The organism is Dermabacter sp. p3-SID358, from assembly GCF_025147465.1.
Lineage (GTDB): Bacteria > Actinomycetota > Actinomycetes > Actinomycetales > Dermabacteraceae > Dermabacter.
On record NZ_JALXOZ010000015.1, the window covers coordinates 22,405 to 46,919 of the forward strand.

General features: G+C 62.6%; 19 protein-coding genes. 9 read left to right on the forward strand and 10 right to left on the reverse strand.

Annotation, left to right across the window (positions count from 1 at the left end):
- Positions 1 to 32: 32 nt before the first annotated feature.
- Both M3B90_RS07640 and M3B90_RS07645 read right to left on the reverse strand, forming a co-directional pair.
- Complete coding sequence (locus M3B90_RS07640) at positions 33 to 1,451, reverse strand: L-serine ammonia-lyase (RefSeq protein WP_259889558.1); 1,419 nt, start codon at positions 1,449 to 1,451, stop codon at positions 33 to 35.
- A gap of 51 nt (positions 1,452 to 1,502) precedes the next feature.
- Positions 1,503 to 2,972, reverse strand: coding sequence for a DEAD/DEAH box helicase (locus tag M3B90_RS07645; RefSeq protein WP_259889560.1), 1,470 nt, complete (start codon positions 2,970 to 2,972; stop codon positions 1,503 to 1,505).
- Between the two features lie 195 nt (positions 2,973 to 3,167).
- Here M3B90_RS07645 and panD point away from each other — a divergent pair, with 195 nt between their 5' ends.
- The 3 genes from panD to M3B90_RS07660 are packed head-to-tail and all read left to right on the forward strand — an operon-like array spanning position 3,168 to position 5,001.
- On the forward strand, positions 3,168 to 3,575 hold the full coding sequence (panD, locus tag M3B90_RS07650; protein WP_259889614.1) for an aspartate 1-decarboxylase: 408 nt from the start codon (positions 3,168 to 3,170) through the stop codon (positions 3,573 to 3,575).
- A gap of 5 nt (positions 3,576 to 3,580) precedes the next feature.
- Positions 3,581 to 4,510, forward strand: a complete 930-nt coding sequence (locus M3B90_RS07655) for an AEC family transporter (protein WP_259889561.1) — start codon at positions 3,581 to 3,583, stop codon at positions 4,508 to 4,510.
- Between the two features lie 26 nt (positions 4,511 to 4,536).
- On the forward strand, positions 4,537 to 5,001 hold the full coding sequence (locus M3B90_RS07660) for a low molecular weight protein-tyrosine-phosphatase (RefSeq protein WP_259889562.1): 465 nt from the start codon (positions 4,537 to 4,539) through the stop codon (positions 4,999 to 5,001).
- Here the strand turns inward: M3B90_RS07660 and M3B90_RS07665 are convergent.
- On the reverse strand, positions 4,998 to 5,534 hold the full coding sequence (locus M3B90_RS07665; RefSeq protein WP_259889564.1) for a GrpB family protein: 537 nt from the start codon (positions 5,532 to 5,534) through the stop codon (positions 4,998 to 5,000). The two genes, M3B90_RS07660 and M3B90_RS07665, sit on opposite strands and share 4 nt — an antisense overlap.
- Before the next feature lie 169 nt (positions 5,535 to 5,703).
- Here M3B90_RS07665 and leuS point away from each other — a divergent pair, with 169 nt between their 5' ends.
- Positions 5,704 to 8,688 (forward strand): leucine--tRNA ligase, encoded by a 2,985-nt coding sequence (leuS, locus tag M3B90_RS07670; protein ID WP_259889566.1) that lies wholly within the window; start codon positions 5,704 to 5,706, stop codon positions 8,686 to 8,688.
- 617 nt (positions 8,689 to 9,305) lie between these two features.
- Complete coding sequence (locus tag M3B90_RS07675) at positions 9,306 to 10,094, forward strand: hypothetical protein (RefSeq protein ID WP_259889568.1); 789 nt, start codon at positions 9,306 to 9,308, stop codon at positions 10,092 to 10,094.
- 87 nt (positions 10,095 to 10,181) lie between these two features.
- On the opposite strand, the gene clpB is transcribed toward M3B90_RS07675, so the two are convergent.
- Together clpB and M3B90_RS07685 are read right to left on the reverse strand one after the other, a co-directional pair.
- Positions 10,182 to 12,800, reverse strand: coding sequence for an ATP-dependent chaperone ClpB (gene clpB / locus M3B90_RS07680; protein WP_259889571.1), 2,619 nt, complete (start codon positions 12,798 to 12,800; stop codon positions 10,182 to 10,184).
- Positions 12,801 to 12,931: 131 nt separating this feature from the next.
- Positions 12,932 to 13,381, reverse strand: a complete 450-nt coding sequence (locus M3B90_RS07685) for an RNA-binding S4 domain-containing protein (RefSeq protein WP_396122485.1) — start codon at positions 13,379 to 13,381, stop codon at positions 12,932 to 12,934.
- A gap of 142 nt (positions 13,382 to 13,523) precedes the next feature.
- On the opposite strand from M3B90_RS07685, the gene M3B90_RS07690 reads away from it, so the two are divergent.
- On the forward strand, positions 13,524 to 14,933 hold the full coding sequence (locus tag M3B90_RS07690; protein ID WP_259889575.1) for an AMP-binding protein: 1,410 nt from the start codon (positions 13,524 to 13,526) through the stop codon (positions 14,931 to 14,933).
- A 9-nt stretch (positions 14,934 to 14,942) separates the two neighbouring features.
- Positions 14,943 to 15,563, forward strand: a complete 621-nt coding sequence (locus M3B90_RS07695) for an L-threonylcarbamoyladenylate synthase (RefSeq protein ID WP_259889577.1) — start codon at positions 14,943 to 14,945, stop codon at positions 15,561 to 15,563.
- 33 nt (positions 15,564 to 15,596) lie between these two features.
- Here M3B90_RS07695 and M3B90_RS07700 read toward each other — a convergent pair whose 3' ends face one another.
- Positions 15,597 to 16,889, reverse strand: a complete 1,293-nt coding sequence (locus M3B90_RS07700) for an MFS transporter (RefSeq protein ID WP_259889579.1) — start codon at positions 16,887 to 16,889, stop codon at positions 15,597 to 15,599.
- Positions 16,890 to 16,918: 29 nt separating this feature from the next.
- Here M3B90_RS07700 and deoD point away from each other — a divergent pair, with 29 nt between their 5' ends.
- Complete coding sequence (deoD, locus tag M3B90_RS07705; protein ID WP_259889582.1) at positions 16,919 to 17,641, forward strand: purine-nucleoside phosphorylase; 723 nt, start codon at positions 16,919 to 16,921, stop codon at positions 17,639 to 17,641.
- A 71-nt stretch (positions 17,642 to 17,712) separates the two neighbouring features.
- On the opposite strand, the gene M3B90_RS07710 is transcribed toward deoD, so the two are convergent.
- A complete protein-coding gene (locus tag M3B90_RS07710; protein ID WP_259889585.1) occupies positions 17,713 to 17,937 on the reverse strand; it encodes a hypothetical protein in 225 nt (74 codons plus the stop codon).
- Between the two features lie 69 nt (positions 17,938 to 18,006).
- Between M3B90_RS07710 and M3B90_RS07715 the strand changes: the two genes are divergently transcribed.
- A complete protein-coding gene (locus M3B90_RS07715; RefSeq protein WP_259889588.1) occupies positions 18,007 to 18,876 on the forward strand; it encodes a type 1 glutamine amidotransferase in 870 nt (289 codons plus the stop codon).
- A 13-nt stretch (positions 18,877 to 18,889) separates the two neighbouring features.
- Here the strand turns inward: M3B90_RS07715 and M3B90_RS07720 are convergent, their stop codons facing one another.
- The 3 genes from M3B90_RS07720 to gcvP all read right to left on the reverse strand — a co-directional run bounded on the left by M3B90_RS07720 (position 18,890) and on the right by gcvP (position 24,496).
- The gene (locus M3B90_RS07720) at positions 18,890 to 20,041 is read right to left on the reverse strand and encodes a glycosyltransferase family 4 protein (protein ID WP_396122482.1); all 1,152 of its coding nucleotides are present in this window, start codon (positions 20,039 to 20,041) and stop codon (positions 18,890 to 18,892) included.
- 112 nt (positions 20,042 to 20,153) lie between these two features.
- Positions 20,154 to 21,377, reverse strand: coding sequence for a cobalamin-independent methionine synthase II family protein (locus tag M3B90_RS07725; protein WP_259889590.1), 1,224 nt, complete (start codon positions 21,375 to 21,377; stop codon positions 20,154 to 20,156).
- A 125-nt stretch (positions 21,378 to 21,502) separates the two neighbouring features.
- A complete protein-coding gene (gene gcvP, locus M3B90_RS07730) occupies positions 21,503 to 24,496 on the reverse strand; it encodes an aminomethyl-transferring glycine dehydrogenase (RefSeq protein WP_259889591.1) in 2,994 nt (997 codons plus the stop codon).
- Positions 24,497 to 24,515: the final 19 nt, after the last annotated feature.

Consider the following 24,515-nt stretch of genomic DNA (forward strand, 5'->3'; position numbering starts at 1 on the left):
AGGCAATCGTCTCTAACGGTAGCCCACGAGTCTCAACACGCGGGCAAAGACACGGGGACGGTGACGGCGAGGCCGCCCATCGCCGTCTCTTTGTAACGTTCGTTCATGTCTTTGCCCGTGCGGCGCATCGTTTCGAGCACGGTGTCGAAAGAGACGAAGTGCTCGCCGTTGCCTCGCATGGCGAAACGCACGGCGGTGATGGACTTGATGGCGCCCATGGCATTGCGTTCGATGCACGGCACTTGCACAAGGCCTCCCACCGGGTCGCACGTGAGTCCAAGGTTGTGCTCCATTGCGATTTCGGCGGCGTTTTCCACCTGTCCGGGTTTCGCGCCCATCACTTCGGCGAGGCCCGCGGCGGCCATTGAGCTTGCCGACCCAACTTCACCTTGGCAGCCAACTTCCGCGCCCGAAATCGACGCGCGTTCCTTGCACAGCGACCCGAAAGCCGCTGCCGCGAGCATGAAGCGCACGATCATGTCCTCGCGGTCGTCGTAGCGAAGGTATGTGAGAGCGTAGTAGAGCACCGCGGGAATGATGCCTGCCGCACCGTTCGTGGGCGCGGTCACGACTCGCCCGCCACCCGCGTTTTCTTCGTTGACCGCGAGCGCGGCGAGGCTTACCCACTCGAATGCGTTGTCGGCGCGATGATTCGGGTCTTCGAGCTGAAGGGCTTCGTGCCAGCTCGCGGCCCTGCGGCGCACGTTGAGGCCACCCGGAAGCACACCCGTCGTGTGCATGCCGCGCTCGATGCAGGCTTCCATGACGCCCCAAATCTCGAGAATCCCCTCGCGGATTTCGCTCTCGGTTCGCCACTGGCGCTCGCGCATGAGCATCGCCTGCGACACCGTGAAGCCGTGTTCCTCGCACACGCGAAGAAGCTCCTCGCCGCTTTCGAAGATCGGCTTCGCCTTCGCTTCGTCCTCGGCTGGATTTTCTACCTCGGCGGCGGATTCCGACGCCTGCTGGGCCACAAGCTCCTCTTTGTCCACAACGAAGCCGCCACCGATCGAAAACATCGTGCGCTTCTCGAGCTCGTTGCCGCTTTCATCGAGGACCGCGAAGGTCATGCCATTCGAGTGCTCGGGAAGGAACGTGAGCGGGTGCAAGACGATCGTGGAGGGGCGAAGACTCACGGGAACGCGCCCACCGAGCATAAGCCCGCCGCTTTCATCGATTGCTTTCGCACGCGCCCACGCCTCGGTGGGATCGATCGTCGCGGGGTCGTTCCCTTCGAGACCGAGGACGACGGCATCAAGAGTCCCGTGGCCCATGCCGGTAGCGGCGAGCGAGCCATAAAGATGCACCTCGACGTCGGCGATATCGGGACCGATCGTGGGGTGCGCGAGCACCTCGTCGGCGAACTCCTTGGCGGCCCGCATGGGGCCGACGGTGTGCGAGCTCGAGGGCCCGATCCCAATCTTGAACAGGTCAAAGAGGCTCACGCTCATCGAGGATCTCCTTCTCGTGTCGAGGGCGAATCACGTGGTCTGTGTGGGGCTCTAGCGAGACCGGCGCTGGCCACGCGTGCGATTGGACGAAGCGCCGCGTGCCTTGCGAGCGTCGGCCCTTCGTGTTTTCCCACCCGTGCGGCGTCCTTTACCCGGGCCCGACGTGCGCGAGGGCGATGCCCCTTCGTGCTCGTCGTAGATTGCGCGGCGCTTTTCGTTCTCTCGCCTCTCGGCGGCGTTTCGAGAGTTCGCCCCGCGCATCCGGGTGATATCGAGCTTACGGGGCGCACCCTTGTATTTGACGAGCTGAGGGTCCTTCGCGGGGGTTCCCCTCGGTGTCCTTCCTCCGACATACCGGATCACCTCATCAACCTCGGAGTTCACCTCGTTCCACTCGGGTTCGACCTTTGCGGCTTCCATCACCTGGCGCGTCTTGTTCTCTTGGTGGGGAAGGGCGAGGGTGACGACAACGCCGGAGGCGCCGGCGCGCGCGGTGCGACCCGAGCGGTGAACGTATTCCTTGGCGTCATCGGAGGGGTCGACATGGAGAACGAGCGAGACGTCGTCGATGTGGATGCCGCGTGCGGCAACGTCGGTCGCGACGAGCACGTCGAAGGCTCCCTGGCGGAAACCGGCGAGCACGTTCGTACGGAGCCCCTGCTGCTTATTGCCGTGAAGCGCCGCGGCAGGAACGCCCACCTCGATGAGCTCTCGAGCAACGCGTTCGGCTCCCAGTTGCGTGCGTGTAAAAAGGAGCGTGCGACCGTCGCGCGCGGCGATCTGCGCGGTGATCTGGCGCTTCTTTTTGGGGTTGATGGCGTACACAACGTGGCGCATATTTTGCACCGCGGCGGCAACCGGAGTGGTCTCGTGCGTCACGGGATCCACGAGGAAACGATCGGTGATCGCATCGACCTGCTCATCGAGCGTCGCTGAGAACAGCATCTTTTGCGTTCCCATCTCGACATGGGCGAGGATCTCGGTCACGACGGGGAGGAAGCCAAGATCTGCCATGTGGTCGGCCTCATCGATCACGGTCGTTTCGATGCGGTCGAGGAAGAGATCGCCGCGCTGGGCGAGGTCCACGACGCGACCGGGCGTCGCCACGATGATCTCGACGCCGCGGCGAAGAGCATCGGCCTGCTTGTCGATGTTCATGCCGCCCGAAACGAGCTGTGCCTTAATGCCCACGGCGCGCGCGAAGGGATGGATCGTATCCACGACCTGAACGGCAAGCTCACGCGTGGGGACGAGCACCATGCCGAGCGGGCGACGCCTATGAGAGCTGCGGTGACGGAAACGTGCGCACATCGAGAGGGCGAACGCGAGGGTTTTGCCCGACCCGGTTTCGGCGCGGGCAAGAACGTCGCGTCCCGCGAGCGCGTCTGGGAGGATCGCCTCCTGAATCTCGAAGGCGCGCTCGAAGCCCTGGACTTCTAGCTCCTGCACAAGTTCTTCGGGAAGCGCCATTGCATCGAAGCGTTCTGCCTTGTGGGTCCTGCGTGATTTGGGCATAGACATGGCCCCTTTCTTCGCGACTTCGCGCGGTCCGGTGTTTCTCGTAGGCGCAGTGGCGCCGAGCCCACATGGGCGGTAAACGCTTCAATTATCCGTGAGGGAGGCTCGGAAGGTGAAGAGATGCGCGCTCTCTTCGTTCGCAAACTCACGTCGAGCAGCCCTCCCGGGCGCGCGTGCGAGATGGAATACTTGAGAATCGTGCTGCGAACACTCATGACCTCAAAGATTCACCGTGCCACCGTCACGCAAGCCGATCTGCACTACGTGGGATCGGTGACGGTCGATGCCGATCTCCTCGATGCCGCGGGCCTCCTTGAGAACGAGCTCGTCGCGATCGTCGATGTCACGAACGGTGCTCGCCTCGAGACTTACGTGATCCGCGGAGAGGCAGGAAGTGGCGACATCAAAATCAACGGCGCCGCGGCCCATCTCGTGCATCCCGGCGACCTCGTGATCCTTATCGCCTACGGGCAGTTCACGCCGGAGGAAGCCGCACGCCATACACCGCGCATCGTCCACGTCGATGAGAAGAACCGTATCGTCGCGCTCGGCAACGACCCTGCCGAGGCTGTTCCAGGCGCTACTGACCAGATTTCTTCGAGGTAGCTGCCGTGGCGGGAGTCGTGAGCGGCTTCTTCGTGATCGCCGTGATCGTCGCCGTGGGCGCGTTCGCGGGATGGAGCAACCTTATGGGGCCTCATGGCCGCTTCGTGCTCAACCGCCTCACCTACTTCATCGCGGGCCCGTGCCTCGTATTTGTGTCGCTCATCGACAGCGACCTCGGCCTCGTGGTTTCGGCGAACTTCGCCGTCGCGGCGCTCGCCGGACTCCTCACCACCGCGCTCGCCGCCGTCCTTTCGCATGTGTTTCTCAAGCGGGATCTCCCCCACACCGTGATCTCTTCGGTCTCGGCGTCGATGGTCAACAGCGCCAACATGGGATTCCCCATCGCCGCGTATGTCCTCGGCGACGTCGCGCTTGCCCTTCCCGTGGCTCTTTGGCAAATGGCGGTGTTCACGCCCCTCTTCCAGTCGGTTCTCCACTCGGCTGTCTCGGGTCAGCGCCCGAGCTTGCGCGCGCTCGCGAAAACGATCGTTGCCAACCCCATGATCATCGCGTCCGCCGCTGGGCTTGCCGTTCTCGGCTTCAACCTTCATCTTCCCGCATTCGTCACCGAGCCGATCGACGTCATTGCGGGCATCTCGATTCCGGGCATGCTCCTCGCCTTCGGAATGTCGCTCACCGCCTCGAGGCCGTTCTCGAAAGAAGCGGGGCATCGCGCGGACATTCTCCTTGCGACCGCGCTCAAACTTCTCGCCATGCCACTTATCGCCTGGGCCCTCGCGCGCTTCGCGTTTGGGCTCGCGGGCATTGAGCTCTACGCGGCAGTCGTTCTCGCCGCGCTTCCCACAGCGCAGAACGTCTACGTCGCAGCCGCGCGCTACGAGGTCGGCGAGGAAATGACACGCGATATCGCGCTCTTCACGTCGGTGGGCACGATGATCGCGCTCATGGTGATCGCCTCCCTTTTCGGGGCGTAAAAAGCGATCTGCGTTAGGGTCGATACATGCTGATTACTACCGTATGTTGGGGCAACATTTGCCGTTCCCCGATGGCCGAACGCATCCTTCGCTCCTCACTCGCTTCCCTCGAAGGCGGCGAAAACATCACCGTCAATTCCGTGGGCGTGAGCAGCGAGGAGGTCGGCAACCCCATGGATCCGCGCGCGGCCCGCGTGCTCAAGGCTCAGGGCTACGACGCGAGCGGCCACGCGGCCCGCCAGGTGAACCCCACCGATATCGAGAACACCGATCTTTTCGTGGCTGCCGAGGATTTTCACCTCGACCGACTGCGTGCTCTCGGTGCACGGGAGGACCAGCTCGCCCTCATGACAGATTTCGACCCCGAATCGGAAGCCGGCGCTCCCCTGCCCGACCCGTGGTACGGCGGGGCCGAAGACTTCGACAAAACTCTCGATGTTCTCGAGCGCGCGATGCCGCGCCTCGCCGAGCGCCTCGTAAAAGGCGCCTAGAAATTCGCGGTGAGAGCCGCGAGGGCATCTTCGTCCATGCCCGCCTCGCGCAAGATCTTCTGGAACATCGGAGCCTTCGCGGTGCGGTACTCCTCCACGCCGATCGCGCCCGTAAACGCAAGTCCCCGCTTGTAGCCAGAGAACTCCGCGACGAGCTCGGGACTGTTCATGAGGACCTGGCGCGCAGCGATACTCGCGTGCAGAAGCGGAGATTCCTCGTCGAACACCGTAAGAGAGTGAAGCGCACCCGAGGTGGGAGTGTTGAGTTTTCGGTAGTCCTCCCCCTCCTGGTTTTGACCGCCAGCGACGTAGCCGAGCGGGCCGAGCGCCTCGCATGCCTCATCAAGCGCGAGGGGCGCCGCGATGACCGCAATATCGATCATGGGCCGGGCCACCATGCCCGGAACCGAGGTCGCACCGATGTGCTCGATGCCTTGGCCGCCATGGCCGTCGAGTGCGTCCACGAGCGCCGTCGCGATCCCCATGAAATCGCCAACCCAGGACTCGGAATACTCGCTTAAATGAATCGCCATGCGTCCCATCCTACGGGCTGAATGCGGTCCATAGAATGCGGGAACGATCAAGGCCCCGCAAGCGTCGGACTCACCCCACGCGCGATAAAGGCGCAGCACGTAGACTGGTGGCAGTGAATGCGCGCTCGAGAACCGCCGCGCACGAAACCGATTCGAGGAAAGGGACACGATGGCTGAGGCCCCATACCGCTACACCGCTGAACTCGCGGGACAGATCGAGCAGAAATGGCAAAAGCTATGGCTCGAACAGGGCACGTTCAACGCCGTCAACCCCGTGGGCGAGTTGTCTGACGGACGCAGCGCCGAAGAGCTCGGCGAGAAGATGTTCATCATGGACATGTTCCCCTATCCCTCGGGCAAGGGACTGCATGTGGGCCACCCGCTCGGCTACATCGCGACCGACGCCGTTGCGCGCCACAACCGCATGCTCGGCAAGAACGTCCTGTACACGATGGGCTACGACGCCTTCGGCCTGCCCGCGGAGCAGTACGCGATTCAAACCGGCACCCACCCGCGCGTCACGACCGACGAAAACGTCGCGAACATGGCCCGCCAGCTCTTCCGCCTCGGCCTCTCGCACGACTCGCGCCGCTCGCTTCGCACGACCGATCTCGACTTCGTCAAGTGGACCCAGTGGGTATTCCTCCGGCTGTTCGACTCGTGGTACGACCCGAACTTCGTGAAGGCTGACGGCACACGCGGCTCTGCACGGCCCATTTCGGAACTCAAGGGTGCGATCCAGGATCGCGACGTCGACCCGTACGCCCTCGCCGAGCAGCAGGGCATCGACATCCCGCAGATGTGGTACGACCGCAAGCCGGATCACGAGCACTGGAATCCCGAGCACGACACTCCCTTCGACTTCCTCATCCAGTACACGCCCGAGGAAATGACGGAGCTCGTTGACTGCTTCCGCCTCGCCTACGTGAGCGACACGCCCGTGAACTGGTGCCCGGGCCTCGGCACCGTGCTCGCAAACGAGGAAGTCACGGTCGAAGGGCGCTCCGAACGCGGCGACTTCCCCGTGTTCAAGCGCCGCCTCCGCCAGTGGAACCTGCGCATCACCGCGTACGCGGATCGTCTCCTCGAGGATCTCGAGACCGTCGACTGGCCGGAATCTGTCAAGTCCATGCAGCGCAACTGGATCGGCCGTTCGCGCGGTGCAGAGGTCACGTTCACGCTCGAGTCCGACGCCTCCTCAGCCCTCGCCGATGCCACATTTGATGTGTTCACCACGCGCGTGGACACGCTGTTCGGTGCGACCTTCACGGTGCTCTCGCCCGAGCACCCATTGCTCGCCGATGTAACCGTCCTTCCCGAAGCGTGGCCCGAAGGCACGAAGGATTCTTGGACTGGCGGCGCGTCGACCCCGCGCGAGGCCGTCACCGCCTACCAGGAGCGCGCCGCCGCTCTTGACGAGGGCGAGCGCACCGCCGATTCTCGCGAAAAGACGGGCGTGTTCACGGGCCTTTACGCCGTGAACCCCATGGACGGGCGTGCAATTCCCGTGTTCACTGCCGACTACGTGCTCATGGGCTACGGCACGGGCGCGATCATGGCCGTTCCCGCCGAAGACGAGCGCGACTACGACTTCGCGGCCGCGTTCGACCTTCCGATCATTCGTACCGTTCAGCCACCGGCCGACTTCGAAGAAGGCCAGGCGTACGTGGGCGACGGCAAGAAGATTAACTCGCGAAGCGAGGAGCTCAACCTCAACGGCATGAACAAAGCCGAGGCAATCGCCGCCGCGACCGAGTTCGCCGAAAAGAAGGGCTTCGGCCACGCGAAGACCACCTACCGCCTTCGCGACTGGCTTTTCAGCCGCCAACGCTACTGGGGCGAGCCGTTCCCGATCGTGTATGCGGAGGACGCGCCGGACACCCCGATCGCGCTCCCGGCCGATCAGCTTCCGGTGCAACTGCCCGAGTTGGATGACTTCTCTCCGAAGACCTTCGATCCGGACGATGCCGACACCGAACCGCAGACGCCTCTCTCGCGCGCCGACGACTGGGCCTGGGTTGAGCTTGATCTCGGCGAAGGCGTGAAGCGCTACCGCCGCGAAATGAACGTCATGCCCCAGTGGGCCGGCTCCTCGTGGTACGAGATCCGCTATACCGACCCCACGAATAGCGAGCAGATCACCGCACCCGAAAACGAACAGTATTGGATGGGACCGCGCGAAGGTGCGCCCACCGGTGGCGTCGATTTGTACGTGGGCGGCGTAGAGCACGCTGTTTTGCACCTGCTCTACGCGCGCTTCTGGCACAAAGTCCTCTTCGACCGCGGTTACCTCGCGAGCGCAGAGCCGTTCCACACGCTGTTTAATCAGGGGTACGTGCAGGCCTACGCCTACCGCGACGAGCGCGGGGTGTACGTGAACGCGGCCGAGGTGGTTGAAGAGGCCGACGGCACCTTCACCTACGAAGGCAAGCCCGTCACGCAGGAATACGGCAAGATGGGCAAGTCGCTTCGCAACATCGTGACGCCCGACGACATGTACGACGAATTCGGCGCCGACACGTTCCGCGTCTACGAAATGTCGATGGGCCCCCTGGACCTCTCGCGTCCGTGGAACACGCGCGACGTCGTGGGCTCGCAGCGCTTCCTCCAACGCCTGTGGCGCCTTGTTGTCTCAGAAGAGACCGGCGAGTGCATCGCGAGCGATGCGGAGCCGAGCGTGGAAACCCTGCGCGCGGTGCACAAGACCATCGACGCCGTGAGCGCCGACATGGAGCACATGCGCTTCAATACCGCTATCGCGCGCCTCATCGAGCTCGTCAACCACCTCACGAAGGTCGCGGGCGATGGCGGCGGTGCGCCCCGCACTGCGGTTGAGGCACTCGTGCTCATGGTGTCGCCGTTTGCCCCGCACCTCGCCGAGGAACTGTGGGCCAAGCTCGGCCACGAGGTCTCCCTCGCTCGCGCCTCCTACCCCGTCGCGGATCCCGAGTACCTTGTTGCCGATACGGTGACGTGCGTCATCCAGGTCAAGGGGAAGGTGCGCCACCGCATCGAGGTCGACCCGGACATCTCGGCGGAGGACCTTGAGAAAGCAGTGTTTGCGGAGGAACGCGTGCAACAGCTCATAGAGGGCCACGAGGTGCGAAAGGTGATCGTGCGCGAGCCAAAGCTCGTGAACCTCGTCCTCTCCTAACCGGATTGCATAGACGTTGTGGGGGTTTGGGCCGTAGGAACCACGTCCCGGCCCAGCCCTCACGACTTTCATGCTCGCCATAAGGGCTGAACCCACATTCCTCCGCACGAGCATTCAGCGCGGTTCCCGCTCAACATTTTGAGGTTTCCCCACGCCACCTCGACCACGCCCAACGCCACCACTGCGCCCATAGCATTCAAGCCATGGCACGCATCCGAACTCCCATACCAGCTGCTCTCGAGCACACAGCATTCACGTCGCAAGAGGCTTACGCACAGGGAGTCACGAGAGATCAGCTTCGCGGTCCGAACTACCAGAAGCTCCACCGGGGAATCTACGCTCCGACGGCTCACTCGCCCACAAGCTGGGACTACGCGCGCATCGTGACTCACGCATGCCCGAGAGCCGCCCTTTCTCAAATCTCGGCGGCGCTCTTCTGGGGAATGCCCGTACCGTTGAGATTCCTGGCGCGAACATGCTCCCATCTCCTCGGTGCTTTGACTCTTCTTAGCCACCACGGGTGTGCACCCGAAAAGTCCAGCGGATTCCCCGATTTCGTATACCCCAGTTATCACCGCTCCCCCACTCAGCCATGTGCCGAATGGCGGCAACATCCCTTGGCGAGTGGCGATGTCGTCAATGTGGAGCTCGCGAAAATTCTTACGGGATTTGGCACCGGCGGAAGCGCAGCAGGCGTCGGAAGGCTGTGGCGCCCTTCCACGGCACAGCTTTGGAAAAAGCCTCTCCCAGTGATGTCGCGAGAAAGAACGTTTCTCGATCTTGCGACTGTACTCAATCAGTTTGAGCTTGTCGCCGTGGGCGATTACCTCGTGCGCCAACCGCGCCAGATTTACGAGGGACGTAGTGAGCCCTATTGCACGATTGCCGCCCTCAAAAACGCGCGCGAGAGTTATCCAAGAATTGACGGCTCTACCAACACACGCTGGGCGCTTGACAACATTCGCGTGGGCTCCGATTCGCCACAAGAGACCTTATGCCGACTTCTTCTCGTCGAGGCGGGCTTGCCCGAGCCGCAGCTGAACAAACCGATCCTCCTTTCCGGAGGGCGTGTCATCCCTGATCGAGATCTCGTTTATCCTTCACAGAAGATAGTTGTGGAGTATCAGGGCAGCTCACACGAGGAAGCGGAGAAAGCGCAGCGCGACCACTACCACGCGAGCGCCCTTCGTAACGAGGGTTGGGAGGTTGTCCCAATTTACAAGGATGATCTCCCCAACGTCGGTTGGTGCGAGGAGTTTCCAATGAAGTTTCGGGTGGATGCGCCGGGAATGCCGCAATTCAATCGCGTCAACTTCAAATCCTCACCATATGCGCTGGCGCCGGATCCTCGCGATTGGCCCCTCGTAGTGAAGGTTCGCGAAGCATTCCGACGCCAGGCAGCGTAATCGGGCCGGGGGAGCGTAATAATCCCCCACAACCCCTATGCAATCCAAGGGTTTACGGCCCGCATACCCCCATAACCTCTATGGAATTCAGTGGAGCGCGAGGCGGGTGGAACCGCCCTCCTCTTGTTCCACGTCGACCCTGACCGTCTGATCGTCCACAACCTCACCCGTGAGAATGAGGCGCGCGAGCGCATCGCCGATCTCCTTCTGCACGAGTCTCTTGAGCGGACGCGCACCATAGGCCGGGTCAAAGCCGCGCTCGGCGAGCCACTCCTCGGCGGCATCGCTCACATCGAGCGCAATGCGGCGATCCTTGAGGCGCGCCGCGAGCGAAGCGACCTGGAGGTCGACGATATGGCGCAGCTCTTCGCGGCCGAGCGAATCGAACAGCACGATGTCGTCGAGGCGGTTGAGGAACTCCGGCTTGAAGGCAGCGCGCACGGCGTTCATGACCGCGTCGCGCTTCGCGCCGTCATCGAGGTTGTCATCCTGAAGGAAGTGGGCGCCGAGGTTGGAGGTCAATATCAGAATCGTGTTCCTGAAGTCGACCGTGCGGCCCTGCCCATCGGTGAGGCGACCGTCGTCGAGGACCTGGAGAAGAATGTCGAAGACATCCGGGTGGGCCTTCTCGATTTCGTCTAGAAGCACGACGGTGTAGGGGCGCCGTCGGACCTGCTCGGTGAGCTGCCCACCCTCTTCGTACCCGACGTACCCAGGGGGTGCACCGACGAGACGAGACACAGTGTGCTTCTCGCCGTACTCGGACATGTCGATGCGAACCATGGCACGCTCATCGTCGAAGAGGAACTCGGCGAGCGACTTCGCGAGTTCCGTCTTGCCCACGCCCGTGGGACCGAGGAAGAGGAACGAGCCGGTGGGCCGGTTCGGATCGGAGATACCCGCGCGTGAACGGCGCACCGCATCAGCGACCTCGGTCACGGCCTGGTGCTGGCCAATGAGTCGCTTGCCGATAATCTCCTCCATGTCGAGAAGCTTTTGCGTCTCGGACTTGAGGAGGCGACCGGCGGGAATACCCGTCCACGCCGAGACAACACCGGCAATATCGTCGGGACCGACCTTGTCGGCGACGAGCGGCTTTTGTTCCGCTTCGCTCGCGGAATCCGCAGCGCTTTCGCCGTGCTCGAGGTCGACGAGTTTCTTCTTGAGCTCGGGAATATCGCCATAGAGGATCTTCGAGGCGCGGCTCAGGTCGCCTTCGCGTTGCGCGCGATCGGCCTGCATGCGCAGGTCCTCGAGCTTGGCCTTGAGCTCACCGACCTCGTTGAGACCAGACTTCTCGCGCTCCCAACGCGCGGAAAGCTCGTTCATCTCTTCGGTACGCTCGGCCAGGTGCTCGCGAACACTTGCAAGCTGCGCGAGCGATCCCGGATCGTCCGATCCCTTGAGGGCGAGCTCTTCCATCTTGAGACGGTCAACCTGGCGGCGCAGCACGTCGAGCTCAACCGGCGAAGAGTCGAGTTCCATGCGCAGCCTCGAGGCAGCTTCATCGATGAGATCAATCGCCTTATCGGGAAGCTGACGATTGTTGATGTAGCGATCCGAGAGCGATGCGGCGGCAACGAGCGCGGAGTCGGAAATCGTCACCTTGTGGTGAGCCTCGTACTTGTCTTTGAGGCCACGCAGAATCGTGATCGTATCTTCGACGCTCGGCTCGCCCACGAAGACCTGCTGGAAACGACGCTCGAGCGCCGGATCCTTTTCGATGCGTTCGCGGTATTCGTCGAGGGTCGTGGCGCCGACCATGCGCAGTTCACCGCGCGCGAGCATAGGTTTGAGCATGTTGCCCGCGTCCATGGACCCTTCACCTGTGCCGCCTGCTCCAACAACCGTGTGAAGCTCGTCAATGAAGGTAATGACGTTGCCGTTGGAGTCACGGATTTCGTCGAGAACGCTCTTCAGTCGTTCTTCGAACTCTCCGCGGTATTTCGACCCGGCAACCATCGAGGAGAGGTCGAGCGAGATGAGGGTTTTCCCGCGAAGCGATTCGGGCACGTCGCCCTCGACGATGCGCTGGGCGAGGCCCTCAACGACGGCGGTCTTGCCAACGCCGGGCTCTCCGATCAGCACGGGGTTGTTCTTCGTGCGGCGGCTGAGCACCTGGACGACGCGGCGAATTTCGCTGTCGCGACCAATGACAGGGTCGAGCTTGCCCTCACGCGCACGAGCGGTGAGGTCGACCCCGAACTTTTCGAGGCTCTTGAAGGAACCTTCGGGGTTTTCTTTGTTCATGCTTGTTCCTTTGGTGAGTTTGGCGATGGAAGCGCGGATGGCTTTCGGGGTCGCGCCGAAGTCTTTAAGAATGTCGCCGGGTGTTTTCGCGGCTTTGGCGATGCCGTAGAGAAGGTGCTCAGTCGAGATGTATCCGGAGGCACCTTGACCCATTCCGGCTCCGGCTTCCTTTCCTGCGGCTTCGAGAGAGTCGTATCCGTCGCCTTGAAATACGGGCTTTTGATCGGTGCTTCCCGTGAGTCGGGGCAAGCGCTGGATTTCTTGATCTACGCGCTCTTTCAGGGCGCCAACGTGCGCCCCCGTGTCGTCAAGAACAGCAGTGGCGATCGAATCTTCCTGCTCGAGTAGCGCCGAGAGCAGGTGCAAGCCTGTGACGTTGGTATTGCGGAATGATTCCGCCTTTCGCGTGGCCGCCTCGACGGCTTCGCGCGAGCGTTGTGTGAAGGAAAACTGCATATTTTCCGCTCCTTTCAAGTGGGTGGGCGTGGAGCGGAGGGATTGGGGGTCCGGGGTTCCGACGCTTGCCAGCCTCTCTTGCTTCCACGCTTACATCTCTTGCAACGCCACCAAAGTTGAGTCTATTTCACTCAACTTTCCTCTTCTTCAAAAGTGGCTCGCCACCTGCCATTTTGTGATTCGCGCCCGCGAAGACGATCGAGAGCACGGCGCTCTTTTTTCGTGGGTCGCCCCGTTCCGCGCTCGCGACGAGGCGGCGCAGCGAACAGCTGCGGAGGCGGCGGGGCGGAAATATCGGTGTAGGCTTCGCGCGCGAGCGGCGCACCTACGCGCTTCGCGAGAAGCTTCTTGACCACGTATTCATTCGAGTAGCCGGGATGGCGAATCGCAACCGTGCTCCCCACGCTCAAGCGAAAGCTCGGTTTCACAATCTCGCCGTCGACCCGAACGTGCGAAGCCTTGATTGCATTCGAAGCGAGCGAACGAGTCTTAAACAATCGAACAGCGTGCAGCCACGTATCCAATCGAACGCTTCCGCCACCTGAATTCTTGCACTCATTCACGGATGTACTCTCGCACACCCATACGGTGTGCACACGAAATGCTCGGGACATCTGAGGTCAACGTGCAGGTTCGCTCCCTAGACTGCACACGTGGAACGCAGAGCGGGGCCACTTCAACCCGCCCGACCCGAAACACCGTAAGCATGAAAGGAGGACGCCCATGGCCACGGCGCAGCCGCGACCCCCTCATCCGGCTCTGCGTGTCTACGCGCCGCCCTTGCCTGACAATGCCTCCGAACTGCTCGATTTCGCGATTGCCCACTTTCATTCGCGCACCGCAATCGAGATGAATGGCACGCGCATGACCTACGGTCTCCTCGGCCGCCGTGTACGATCACTCGCCCAGGGGCTTTTGGATTCGGGGATCCGGGCTGGCGATCGCGTCGCGATCATCCTTCCCATGGGTATCGAGGCTGTCATCGCCTTTCACGCTATTTTGCGAATCGGCGCGATTGCCGTCCAGCATTCCGATCGCGAGCCCATGATGCGCCTGAGCCGCGAATTCGCCGACTACACGCCGGTCGCAGCAATCATCGCCGAATATCGCCTCAACGCTCTCGCGGGCCTCGATGCTCACGCACGACCAAAAACTGTCATCACTGTTCAGGCACCAGAGCTTCCCAAGAACGCCCCGCGGCGTCTCACCTTCACCGGGGCGCTTGCCGAGATCGCAAAGGCGAGCGGCAAGGGCGTTATGCGAGTCGCCTCGCCGCCCAAAGGCCCAGTACAACTCCCCCTCACGTTTGGTACACGAGCGAAACTCAAAGATCTTTTCGGCTCGCCGCCTCTCCCGGACGACTACCCGTATCCGAACGCAAACGATCTCGCGGTCCTCGTGTACGAGGGCCGCACGCGTGCAAGCTCGCACGGAGCGATGCTCACCCACGGGAACTTGACGGCGCTCGCACATCAGTCCCTCGAATACCTCGAAACGGCTCCAGCGGGGACCGAAACCGGATGGGCGCTCTGGCCCCTCCACTCGGTTATCGGAATCGCCGATACCCTCACCACGAGTCTTTTTTACGGCAGGCACACGATCCTCTTCCCTCGGTTTGACCGGGCGACGCTCGTGCGTGCCCTCAAGAAAAACCCTCCCTCGGTCATCTCGGGCGACACCGAGGTATTCCGCTTCCTCGCCGAACACGCACGCACTACCGGCAAGGCCCCCGTCCTTCGTCTCGCCTTGAGCCCGGTGAGCAGAGACCATGCGCCAAGCCTTCGCGACTGGGCGCGCGACCTGGGGTGGCCCCTCGTCGTCGGTTACGACGGCGCTGAGGCGGGCGTTGCCGTTTTTCTCCGCACTTCCGACGAAGGCCGTGAACACACGGTTGGAACCCCGCTGCCGTCAATCGAGGTGCGGGTAGTCGACGTGAATGACCGCCGACGCGTTGCGGGCCCGGGTACCGTCGGAAGGCTCATGATTAAGGGTCCGCAGGTCTTCCACGGATATTGGAAGAAACCTGATGAAACCACTGCCGTGCTGAGTGCGGACGGGTGGGTGATGACGACCTCGCTTGCGTCGATCGACGCCGAGGGGTACGTTGCGCTTGTACCTTCACCCGAGCACTAACATGGAGGAATGGCACGCCTCATTCCAATCCACCCCGTCACGCCGCAGCAGCGGCTCCTCGACCACGTCGTCGAGCGCCTCAAAGACGGCGAGCTCATCGCCTATCCCACTGATTCCGGGTACGCGCTCGGCTGCCGCATTGGTGCGCACGAGGCGCTAGAGCAGATCCGCACGATCCGCCACACGGGCAAGGACCACCACTTCACGGTGATGTGCAGCGAGTTCGCGCAGCTCGGAACGTACGTTCGGATTTCGAACCCCAATTATCGCCTTCTGAAGGCGCATACGCCCGGCCCCTACACGTTCATCATGCCGGCCACGAAGGAGCTTCCTCGCAGGATGCTCCACCCGAAAAAGCACACAATCGGTGCTCGCATTCCCGATCACGTGGTCGCACGCGCGATCGTTGAGACCCTCGGCGAACCTCTCATGAGCTCAAGTCTCATCATGCCTGGTGAGGATGACGTGCTCACTGAGTCGTGGGTCGTTGAGGACCGCATCGGGCATCTCATCCCCGCGATTGTCGACGGCGAAGTCACGGGAACGGAGCCCACGAGCATCGTTGATCTCACGGACGATGCGCCGCGCGTTCTGCGCGAGGGTGCGGGTGACACCGGCGCCTTCGTTTGAGGTGAGCAGAAGGGCTTCCGACGCTCGACGGGCCTACGCTGCTCCCGCGGGTTTCGCCTGCTTATCGGCCTTCGTCGTGTTCTCGAGGGCACCCGAGAAGAGGAGAATCCCAAGCGCGTAGAGGGGCACGAGCGCGAGGGCGTAGCGAAGCGTGAAGAGATCCGCGAGCCAGCCGACGATCGGCGGGGCCGCGAGGAAACCGATGCGCGCAAACCAGCCCACCACGGTGATGCCCACCCCGTGGCCGAGTTCTTCGATGTTGTCGCCCGCACGAAATACGGCCGGGAACAGGGTCGCAACGCCCCAGCCGGCAGCAGCAAAACCGATCACTGCGGTCACGGCGTTTGGCCACACGAGCATGAAACACATGCCCACGAACGATATCGCTGCGCCAACTCGAGCGGTTTTGCGGTCACCCCATGCATCAACGATCGGGTCGCCCACGAAGCGGCCAATCATTTGGGCGCCCTGCAGCGCCACGAAGGCCAGGCCAGCGACAAACGGTGAGGCGTGGAAGGTGTGCGTCATGAAAAGAGCGCCCCACGTGCTTCCGGCGTCCTCTGTCGAGCCCGCGAAGACGAGGATCATGCCGAGTGCCCCGAGGAGCGCAAGGGTTCCGAGTTTTCCTCGATGAATTGGCGTGCTTTCAAGGAGGGTATCGCCGCTCGTTTCTCCCATGAGGTCCGCTGGCGCTTCGTTTGCGGAGGATGCGCTTGGAGAAGAAACTTCCTTGATGCGCTCGGAGGTGTCGGACCCCTTGAGGAGGAACGGGAAGTTCGCAATCGCGATAGCACCAAAGAGAATGAGGCCGCCCCAACCCTGCCATGCGAGCGGCACTTCGAACTGCGCACAGAGCGAGCCGATCACGCCGCCGAGCACAGCACCGAGGGACCAAAAGCCGTGGAAGCTATTGATGATCGAGCGGCGATAGCGCCGCTCGACGCGCATCCCGTGAGCATTTTGCGCGATGTCGGTGATCGCGTCAAAGCTCATCGCGAGCACGAAACCGAGAGCGAGGAAGCCCCAGCTTGGCGCGACGTAGATCAGCAGGTGCGCGGTCGAAGCGAGGATTTGAAAGAGGAGCGCTGTCTTTCCCGAGCCGATTTTCTTCATGATCGGCGCGGCCAGAAGGCCGAACGCAAGGCCACCGAGCGGGCCGAGGCCCACGGCAAGGCCGAGTTCGGTGTTACTGATACCGAGTTGGCGCACGATCTCGGGGTAGCGAGGGAGAATCGCACAGAAACTCACGCCGTTGAGAAAAAAGACAAGTGAGACCGCCCATCGGGCACGCACCGTCTCGCGGTCGGGCACAAATGTCTCGGGCATCTCATCTCCAAACACCGTAGGCTAAAGGCATGTCTACCCATATTAATGCCCCCGAGGGCTCAATCGCCCCCTATGTTCTGTTCCCCGGCGACCCGTATCGTGCAAGGTGGATCGCCGAGACGTTCCTCGAGGACCCGAAACTCTACAACGAGGTTCGCGGCATGCTCGGCTACACGGGCACCTACAAGGGCGTGCGCGTGAGCGTGCAGGGTTCGGGCATGGGCCAGCCGTCTATGGCGATCTACGCGCACGAACTCATGAACGACTACGACGTTCAGGCCATCATCCGCGTAGGCACCGCGGGCGGCATGGCACCCGAGGTGAAGGTGCGTGACGTCGTGATCGCGAACGCCGCGAGCACCGATTCGGCAATGAACCGCGCTCGCTTCGGTGATGTGACGTACGCTCCCGCCGCCGATTTCGAGCTCATGCGCCTCATGGTTGAGGCCGCAGAGGAGAAAGGCCTCCCCTACCGCGTCGGCGAGCTGTTCTCAGCCGACCAGTTCTATAACCCGAAGCCGATCACGGAAACTCTCGCGAACTACGGCGTGCTCGGCGTCGAAATGGAAACCGCGGCTCTTTACACGCTCGCCGCGCAGTTCGGCCGCAAGGCGCTGTCCGTGTGCACGATCTCCGATCACCTCCTCACCGGTGAAGAGACGAGTGCGCAGGAGCGTCAAGAGACGTTTGATTCGATGATTGTCATGGCTCTCGAGGCCGTCGTCGCTCTCGACAGGAAGGGCAAAAAGTAGTCAACTCGATTTTTGGCGAAGCGAAAGGCCTCGGCGAGCGTGCCGAGGCCTTTCGTGAAAGTACTTCGACATTACTTCGTGAAAAAGCGCGGGATAATGTCGAATGCAACGAAGAGCGCGACGATCGACATGGCGAGACCAACGACGAACCAGATCGGCGCGATGGTGTAGAGACTCATAACGTAGAGACCGCCAGCAAAGAGGAGGAACACGGCCGCGGTGACGATACCCGAGAAGGCGAGGCTGTTGCCCTGCGAGGTTTCGTTGCTTGTCGCGGCGTCGTTGTGCTGGGTCACGCTTTTCTCCATCGTGTTCTGTTGCGGATAGCGGCTACAGAAGATACCGCTGCGTGGATAGTCTAAACGATGGACGAAGGTCCTCCAAGTACGGTATGCATGGGCTACCTCCTGTATAACGGGGACATGGAGAAAGATACGCTCACCGCGCTCACGGTCATTCAACACGAAGATGATTGCCCGCCGGGGATGCTCTCGTCGCTCGCAAGTGAAGCGGGAGTTGCGCTCACGTGTGTGCGCCCGTATCTAGGCGAGGAGCTCCCGTCAGTCGAAAGCATGGCGTCGACCTCGCGCGGCCTCATCATTCTCGGCGCCGGTCCGGGTCCTCTCCAGGACGACCGCTACGACTGGCTCGCGCCCAGCCGAAATCTGTGTCTCGACGCTGTGGAAAAGGAGTTCCCGCTCTTTGGGATTTGCCTCGGCGAAGAACTCCTCGGAGCCGCGCTGGGCAGCGAAATCACGCGGCGACCGAAACCGGCCGTCGGACTATGCGACGTTTTCCCGGAGCCCGCCGCCGCTACCGACCCGCTCTTCACGCGCGCCAGCCTCAACACCCCCGATAAAGCGTTTCGCGCTTTCCAGTGGCATCAGGACGAAGTTTCCGCACTTCCCGCGGCAACGCTCAGCGGCGACCCTATCGTGCCCCTCGCTCTCGATGCAGAAGGGCGTCTCGAAGCCTTCCGCGTGGGCGAAAAGGCGTGGGGCGTGCAGTTCCATCCCGAGATCACACCCGAAATTGCAACAAGGTGGGCCACGACGAGCGCACTCATGCCCAGTGATCGGGAGGTCGGTTCGTTTGCGCGGGACATTGAGCGGTGGCGAGGCACGACTGGAAGGTCCGACGCCGCCTTGCGCCTGCTCGCGGCTTTCTTGGGCATCGCCACCGGCGAAAAAGACGTGAGCGGAAACGAAGGGGCGCCTCCTGCCCGCCTCCCCTGACGATCAGTCGAGACTAGGCCGCGTGCGCGTCGGCCGCGTGGAGGCGAGCGGCCTCGCGATAGAAACCAATGAGCTGCTCGGCGAGGACGGGCCAGGTGCGCTGGCGCACCGATTCTTGCGCGGCAGCGGCGAAATGCTCGCGTTTTGTGTCGTCACCGAGGAGATCTTCGACGTACGCACGAAGCTCATCAAGCTTACCGGGCGTGTACAGCCAGCCCGTGCGCGAATGGTCGATGAGATCGATAGGACCACCCGAGCGGGGTGCGATCGCGGGAAGGCCGGAAGCCATAGCTTCCTGAATTGTTTGGCAGAACGTCTCGAGCTCACCCGTGTGCACGAAGAGGTCGCATGAGGCGACAATCTCCGCAAGCTCGGCGCCCTTCTTGAAGCCAGCGAAATACGCGCTTGGCATGGCTGATCGAAGCTGCGCCTCGAGCGGCCCCTCACCCACAATCACGAGGCGAACGTTCGGCATCGACTCAAGAACCGCAAGGTCGTCAACTTGTTTTTCGGCGGCGAGGCGCCCAACGTACACAACGAGCTTCTCCCCATTCGGGGCGAGGCGGTTGCGAAGTTCCTCGCTGCGGCGTTTCGGCGAGAACTGCGAAGTATCGACACCGCGGCGCCAGATCTGCACGCGTTCGATGCCGTGCTCGACGATCTGGTTGCGGGTGCTCGAGGACGGCGCGAGGTTGATCTCGCAACGGTTGTGGATATCGCGAAGGAACATCCACATTGCTTCCTCGAGAACGGGCGCGCCGTACTTGCGCGTGTAGCCGGGAAGGTCGGTCTGGTAGATCGCAACGGTGGGAATCCCACGCTTGACTGCGGCCTTTGACGCGGCGTTTCCGAGCAACGCCGGGCACGCAAGGTGCACAACATCGGGTTGGAAATCGTCGATAATCGAGCGAATCCGGTAGTTCGTGGTCGCGCTCATGCGCACCTGCCCATACCCGACCATGGGGAGCGACAGCACCGGGATAACCGGGACGCGCTCTGCGCCGAACGTCAATTCGTCAGGAATGCCGGGGGCACCCGGCGCGACAATCCTCACCTCGTGGCCGGAGCGAGCGAAGCACTCGACGACTCTGAGTACCGAGTTGGTAACGCCATTCATGTGCGGAAGGAACGATTCGGCAACAACGAGGATTTTCACGTTTCCCATTCTGAGCCTCTGGGGCAACGGCCATGGGAAAGACACGTGTCAAAAATGTGACGGGGGCGTGAACGCTACGCGTCACGCCCCCGCTTCTATTGAACAGAGCTCGCCACTATCCTCAGTACTTTGCCGAGGCAATGCCCGCGCCCTCAACGAGGCTCTCGAGCTTCGCCCACGCGATCTCCGGGTGGATACGACCACCAAGACCGCAGTCGGTCGAGGCGATTACGCGCTCGGGCCCCACAATGTCGGCGAATCGCTCAATGCGCTGGGCAACGAGCTCGGGGTGCTCGACGACGTTCGTCGAGTGCGACACGATACCCGGCACAATCACGCGATCCTCGGGCAGCGTGACATCCTTCCACACGACCCACTCGTGTTCGTGGCGCACGTTGGCCGCCTCGAACGAGTAGTACTTCGCGTTGACCTCAAGCATGAGCTCGGCGAGGTACTTGAACTCGAAGTCCGTAACGTGCGGGCCGTGCCACGAACCCCAGCACGTGTGCAGGCGCACGAGTTCGCGGGGAATGCCATCGATCGCGCGGTTGATCGCCTCGACGCGCTTCTTCGTGAACGCGAGGTAGTCCTCGACGCTCGGCTCAGGGTTGATCTGGTCAAAGTTCTCGGCGAGTGAGGGGTCATCAATCTGGATCTGGATGCCCGAGTCGGTGATCGCCTTGTACTCGGGACGCATCACCTCGACCCACGCATCGAGGAAGGCATCCGGGTCGCCGTAGTGCTCGTCGTGAATACGCGCGCCCGAACCCGGCGAGAGGGTCGAGAGATAGCCCCGCTCATAGCCCGACTTCTCGAGGGCATGCGAGAAGTTTGTAATGTCGTTCGCGCACAGCTCCTTTCCGAGCTCCGAGAACGCCACGGGGCCCGTGGCTGCGGGGACGATGAAGGTTTCTGGCTTGTCATTGGTCGTGGGAACGCCCGTCACGGGGTCGGCATACGCTCCAGGGAAAAGGCTGCGGTCGCGGCGATCCTCGAAACTCGTGAGCACGATATTGCCGGGCTCGCTGCGCTGGGGCTTCGCATTGAAGAAGTCGGTTCCCGTAAGTTCAAGGCCCTCGGTGCGATCGTAGATGTACGACCACCACGAGCCATAGTTGATGGCCGATCCCATCGCCTTGCCGTATTCGCCATCGCCCGGCACGGCAATGCCGATCTCCTTCTGGCGAGCGACGACGCCGTCGACCGCCTCAGCGAGGACGCGTTCAAACTCAGGCGACTTCTTGGGGGTGAAGCCGTCGGCCTCGAGCTCCCGGTTGTAGTTCGCGTCGATCAGTTCCTGGGTGCGCGGGAGCGAGCCCGCGTGTGTGGTGAGTATCTCTGTCATGACCATCAATGTACGGAAGTTCGAGGACCTCGCCCAACTTCCGTTCACGATCGTTCATTTTGCGGACTCCCCCCACGCGAAAGTGGGGCGATCCCGAAGGAACGCCCCACTCTCACGAATCGCTGCTAGCCCTGGTCGTAGGCGTCAAGCGGCTGGCACGAGCACACGAGGTTGCGGTCGCCGTACGCCTGATCGATACGCCTCACAGGCGGCCAGTATTTCGCCTGATACTGCATCTGCTGCGTCATGTGGAACTCCGGGGCGTAACCCGCCTCGCTCGCGGCATTGACGCCCGGGTACACCGCCTCATCGCGCGAGTAGGGGTGATCCCACTCCTCGCGCGCTACGGAGTACGCCGTGTGCGGGGCGTTGACGAGCGGGTTGTCATCCTTCGGCCATTCGCCCGAAACAACCTTCTCGGCCTCATCGGCAATGCGGTGCATCGCGAGGATGAAGCGCTCAATCTCCCACAGGTCCTCCGACTCGGTCGGCTCGATCATGAGGGTTCCCGCAACGGGGAAGCTCATGGTCGGCGCGTGGAAACCGTAGTCGATGAGGCGCTTGGCGACATCGTCGACCGTGATTCCCGTGCGATCGGTGAAGGGGCGCAGATCCACGATGCACTCGTGGGCGACGAGCCCGTTTTCTCCGCGGTAGAGGATCTCGAACTTTTCGCTGAGCCTCTTCGCCATGTAGTTCGCCGCGAGCACGGCCGAGGCGGTCGCGTGACGCAGGCCCTTTGCGCCCATGAGGCGAATGTAGGTCCACGGAATCGGGAGGATTGACGGGGAACCGTACGGCGCTTGCGACACTGGGGCACCACCGTGGGTGCGATCCGCGCCACCAATGACGGGGTGCTCGGGGTTTTGCATGTCCGGGTGGCCCGGCAGGAACGGCGCAAGGTGGGCTTTCGCCGCGACTGGTCCGACGCCTGGCCCGCCACCACCGTGCGGAATACAGAACGTCTTGTGCAGGTTCAGGTGCGAGACGTCGCCGCCAAATTCGCCTGGCTTCGCCACTTCGAGGAGCGCGTTGAGGTTCGCGCCATCAACGTAGACCTGGCCGCCCGCGTCGTGCACGAGCTGGGTGATGGTGCGAACCTCGGACTCGTACACGCCGTGCGTTGACGGATATGTAATCATGATGCACGCGAGTTCATCCGCGTGATCCTTGATCTTCTGCTTGAGGTCGTCGAGGTCCACGTTGCCGTTGGCATCGCTCGCGACGACCACGACGCGCAGGCCTGCGAGAACGGCCGACGCAGCGTTTGTGCCGTGCGCGGAGCTTGGCACGAGGCACACGGTTCGCGCGGATTCGCCACGGCTCGCGTGGTAGGCGCGAATCGCGAGGAGACCCGCATACTCGCCCTGCGAGCCAGCGTTCGGCTGGAGCGAAACGGTGTCGTAGCCCGTGACGTCGGCGAGCCAAGTCTCGAGCTGCGTGATGAGTTCGACGTAGCCTTCGACATCGCTCGCGGGAGCCGCGGGGTGGATCGCGTTGAACTCGGGCCACGTGACCGCGGCCATTTCCGTCGCGGCATTGAGCTTCATGGTGCACGAGCCGAGCGGGATCATGCCGCGATCGAGCGCGTAGTCCTTGTCCGCAAGGCGGCGCAGGTAGCGCATCATCGCAGTCTCGGAACGGAACGAGTTGAACACGGGGGCCTCAAGATAGGCCGAGGTGCGGGCGAGGTCACCCCAGGTTTCGCCGGGTGCAGCCCATTCTTCGAGCGTGACATCGCCAACGTGCGAAGGTGCGAACTGCGCGAAAACCTCGGCGATCTCGCGGAGCGCGCGCGGCGTCACGGTCTCATCGAGACTCACGTGGATCGTGTCGTCATCGGGTTGCGCGACGAGGATACCGCGCTCGTCGAATGCCTCGGCGATTGCCTCGGCCTTGCCATTGGCGCTCACTTCGATCGTGTCGAAGAACGTCTCGTGCTTCAGCTGGAATCCATTCGAGGTCAGCCACGCGGCAAGCGACGCCGTGCGGCCCGCAACCTCGCTCGCAATGTGCTTGAGGCCATCCGGACCGTGGTACACGGCATACATCGAGGCCATGACCGCAAGGAGCACCTGCGCCGTGCAGATGTTACTGGTCGCTTTCTCGCGGCGAATGTGCTGCTCACGAGTCTGAAGAGCGAGGCGGTAGGCAGGATTACCCTCCGCATCGAGCGAGATTCCCACGAGTCGGCCAGGAATCTGGCGCTCGAGGCCCTTCGTCACAGCCATGTAGCCCGCATGCGGGCCCCCGAAACCGAGGGGAACGCCGAAGCGCTGCGAGTTGCCCACGGCGACATCTGCACCAAGCTCACCCGGAGAGGCGAGAAGCGTGAGTGCGAGCAGATCCGCAGCGACGACAGCCTTGGCTTTGTTGGCCTTGATCGTTGCAATCACCTCGCGCGGATCCCACACGCGACCCGAAGCCCCCGGGTATTGCACGAGCGCACCGAAGTACTCGCCCTCGGGGGCGCCGTCGTTTGCGAAGTCGACGTCCTTGAGCTCGATCCCGACCGCCTCGGCACGCCCGCCGAGAACGGCGCGGGTCGTGGGGAGAACGTCGGTGTCCACGAGGAACACGTTCGACTTGTTGCCGCGAGCCGCGCGACGCGAAAGAAGCATCGCCTCGGCGGCAGCGGTGGCCTCGTCAAGCATCGACGAGTTTGCGATTTCGAGGCCAGTGAGGTCCCCGATCATGGTCTGGTAGTTGAGCAGCGCCTCAAGCCGGCCCTGCGAGATCTCGGGCTGGTAGGGCGTGTAGGCTGTGTACCAGGCGGGATTCTCGAGGATGTTTCGCTGGATGACCGACGGCGTGTATGTGCCGTAGTAGCCGTGGCCAATGAGCGAACGCTTTACGGTGTTCTTCTTTGCGAGTGCGCGAAGCTCTTCGAGGGCCTCGGCTTCGCTCACGCCTTCGGGAAGCAGTGAATCCAGGCCCTCGTCGAGAAGGATCGTGCCAGGCACGGCCTTCTCGAGGAGCGCTCCAAGCGAGTCGAGGCCGAGCGCCTCGAGCATGGTCTTCTGTGCGTCGCTCGTCGTGCCAACGTGACGACGAACAAACGAGTGAAGGCCCTCGATCGCCGAGTTGTCGACAGCGACGCTGCTGTGGTGTTCAGACATGAACGGGAAACTCCTCAAA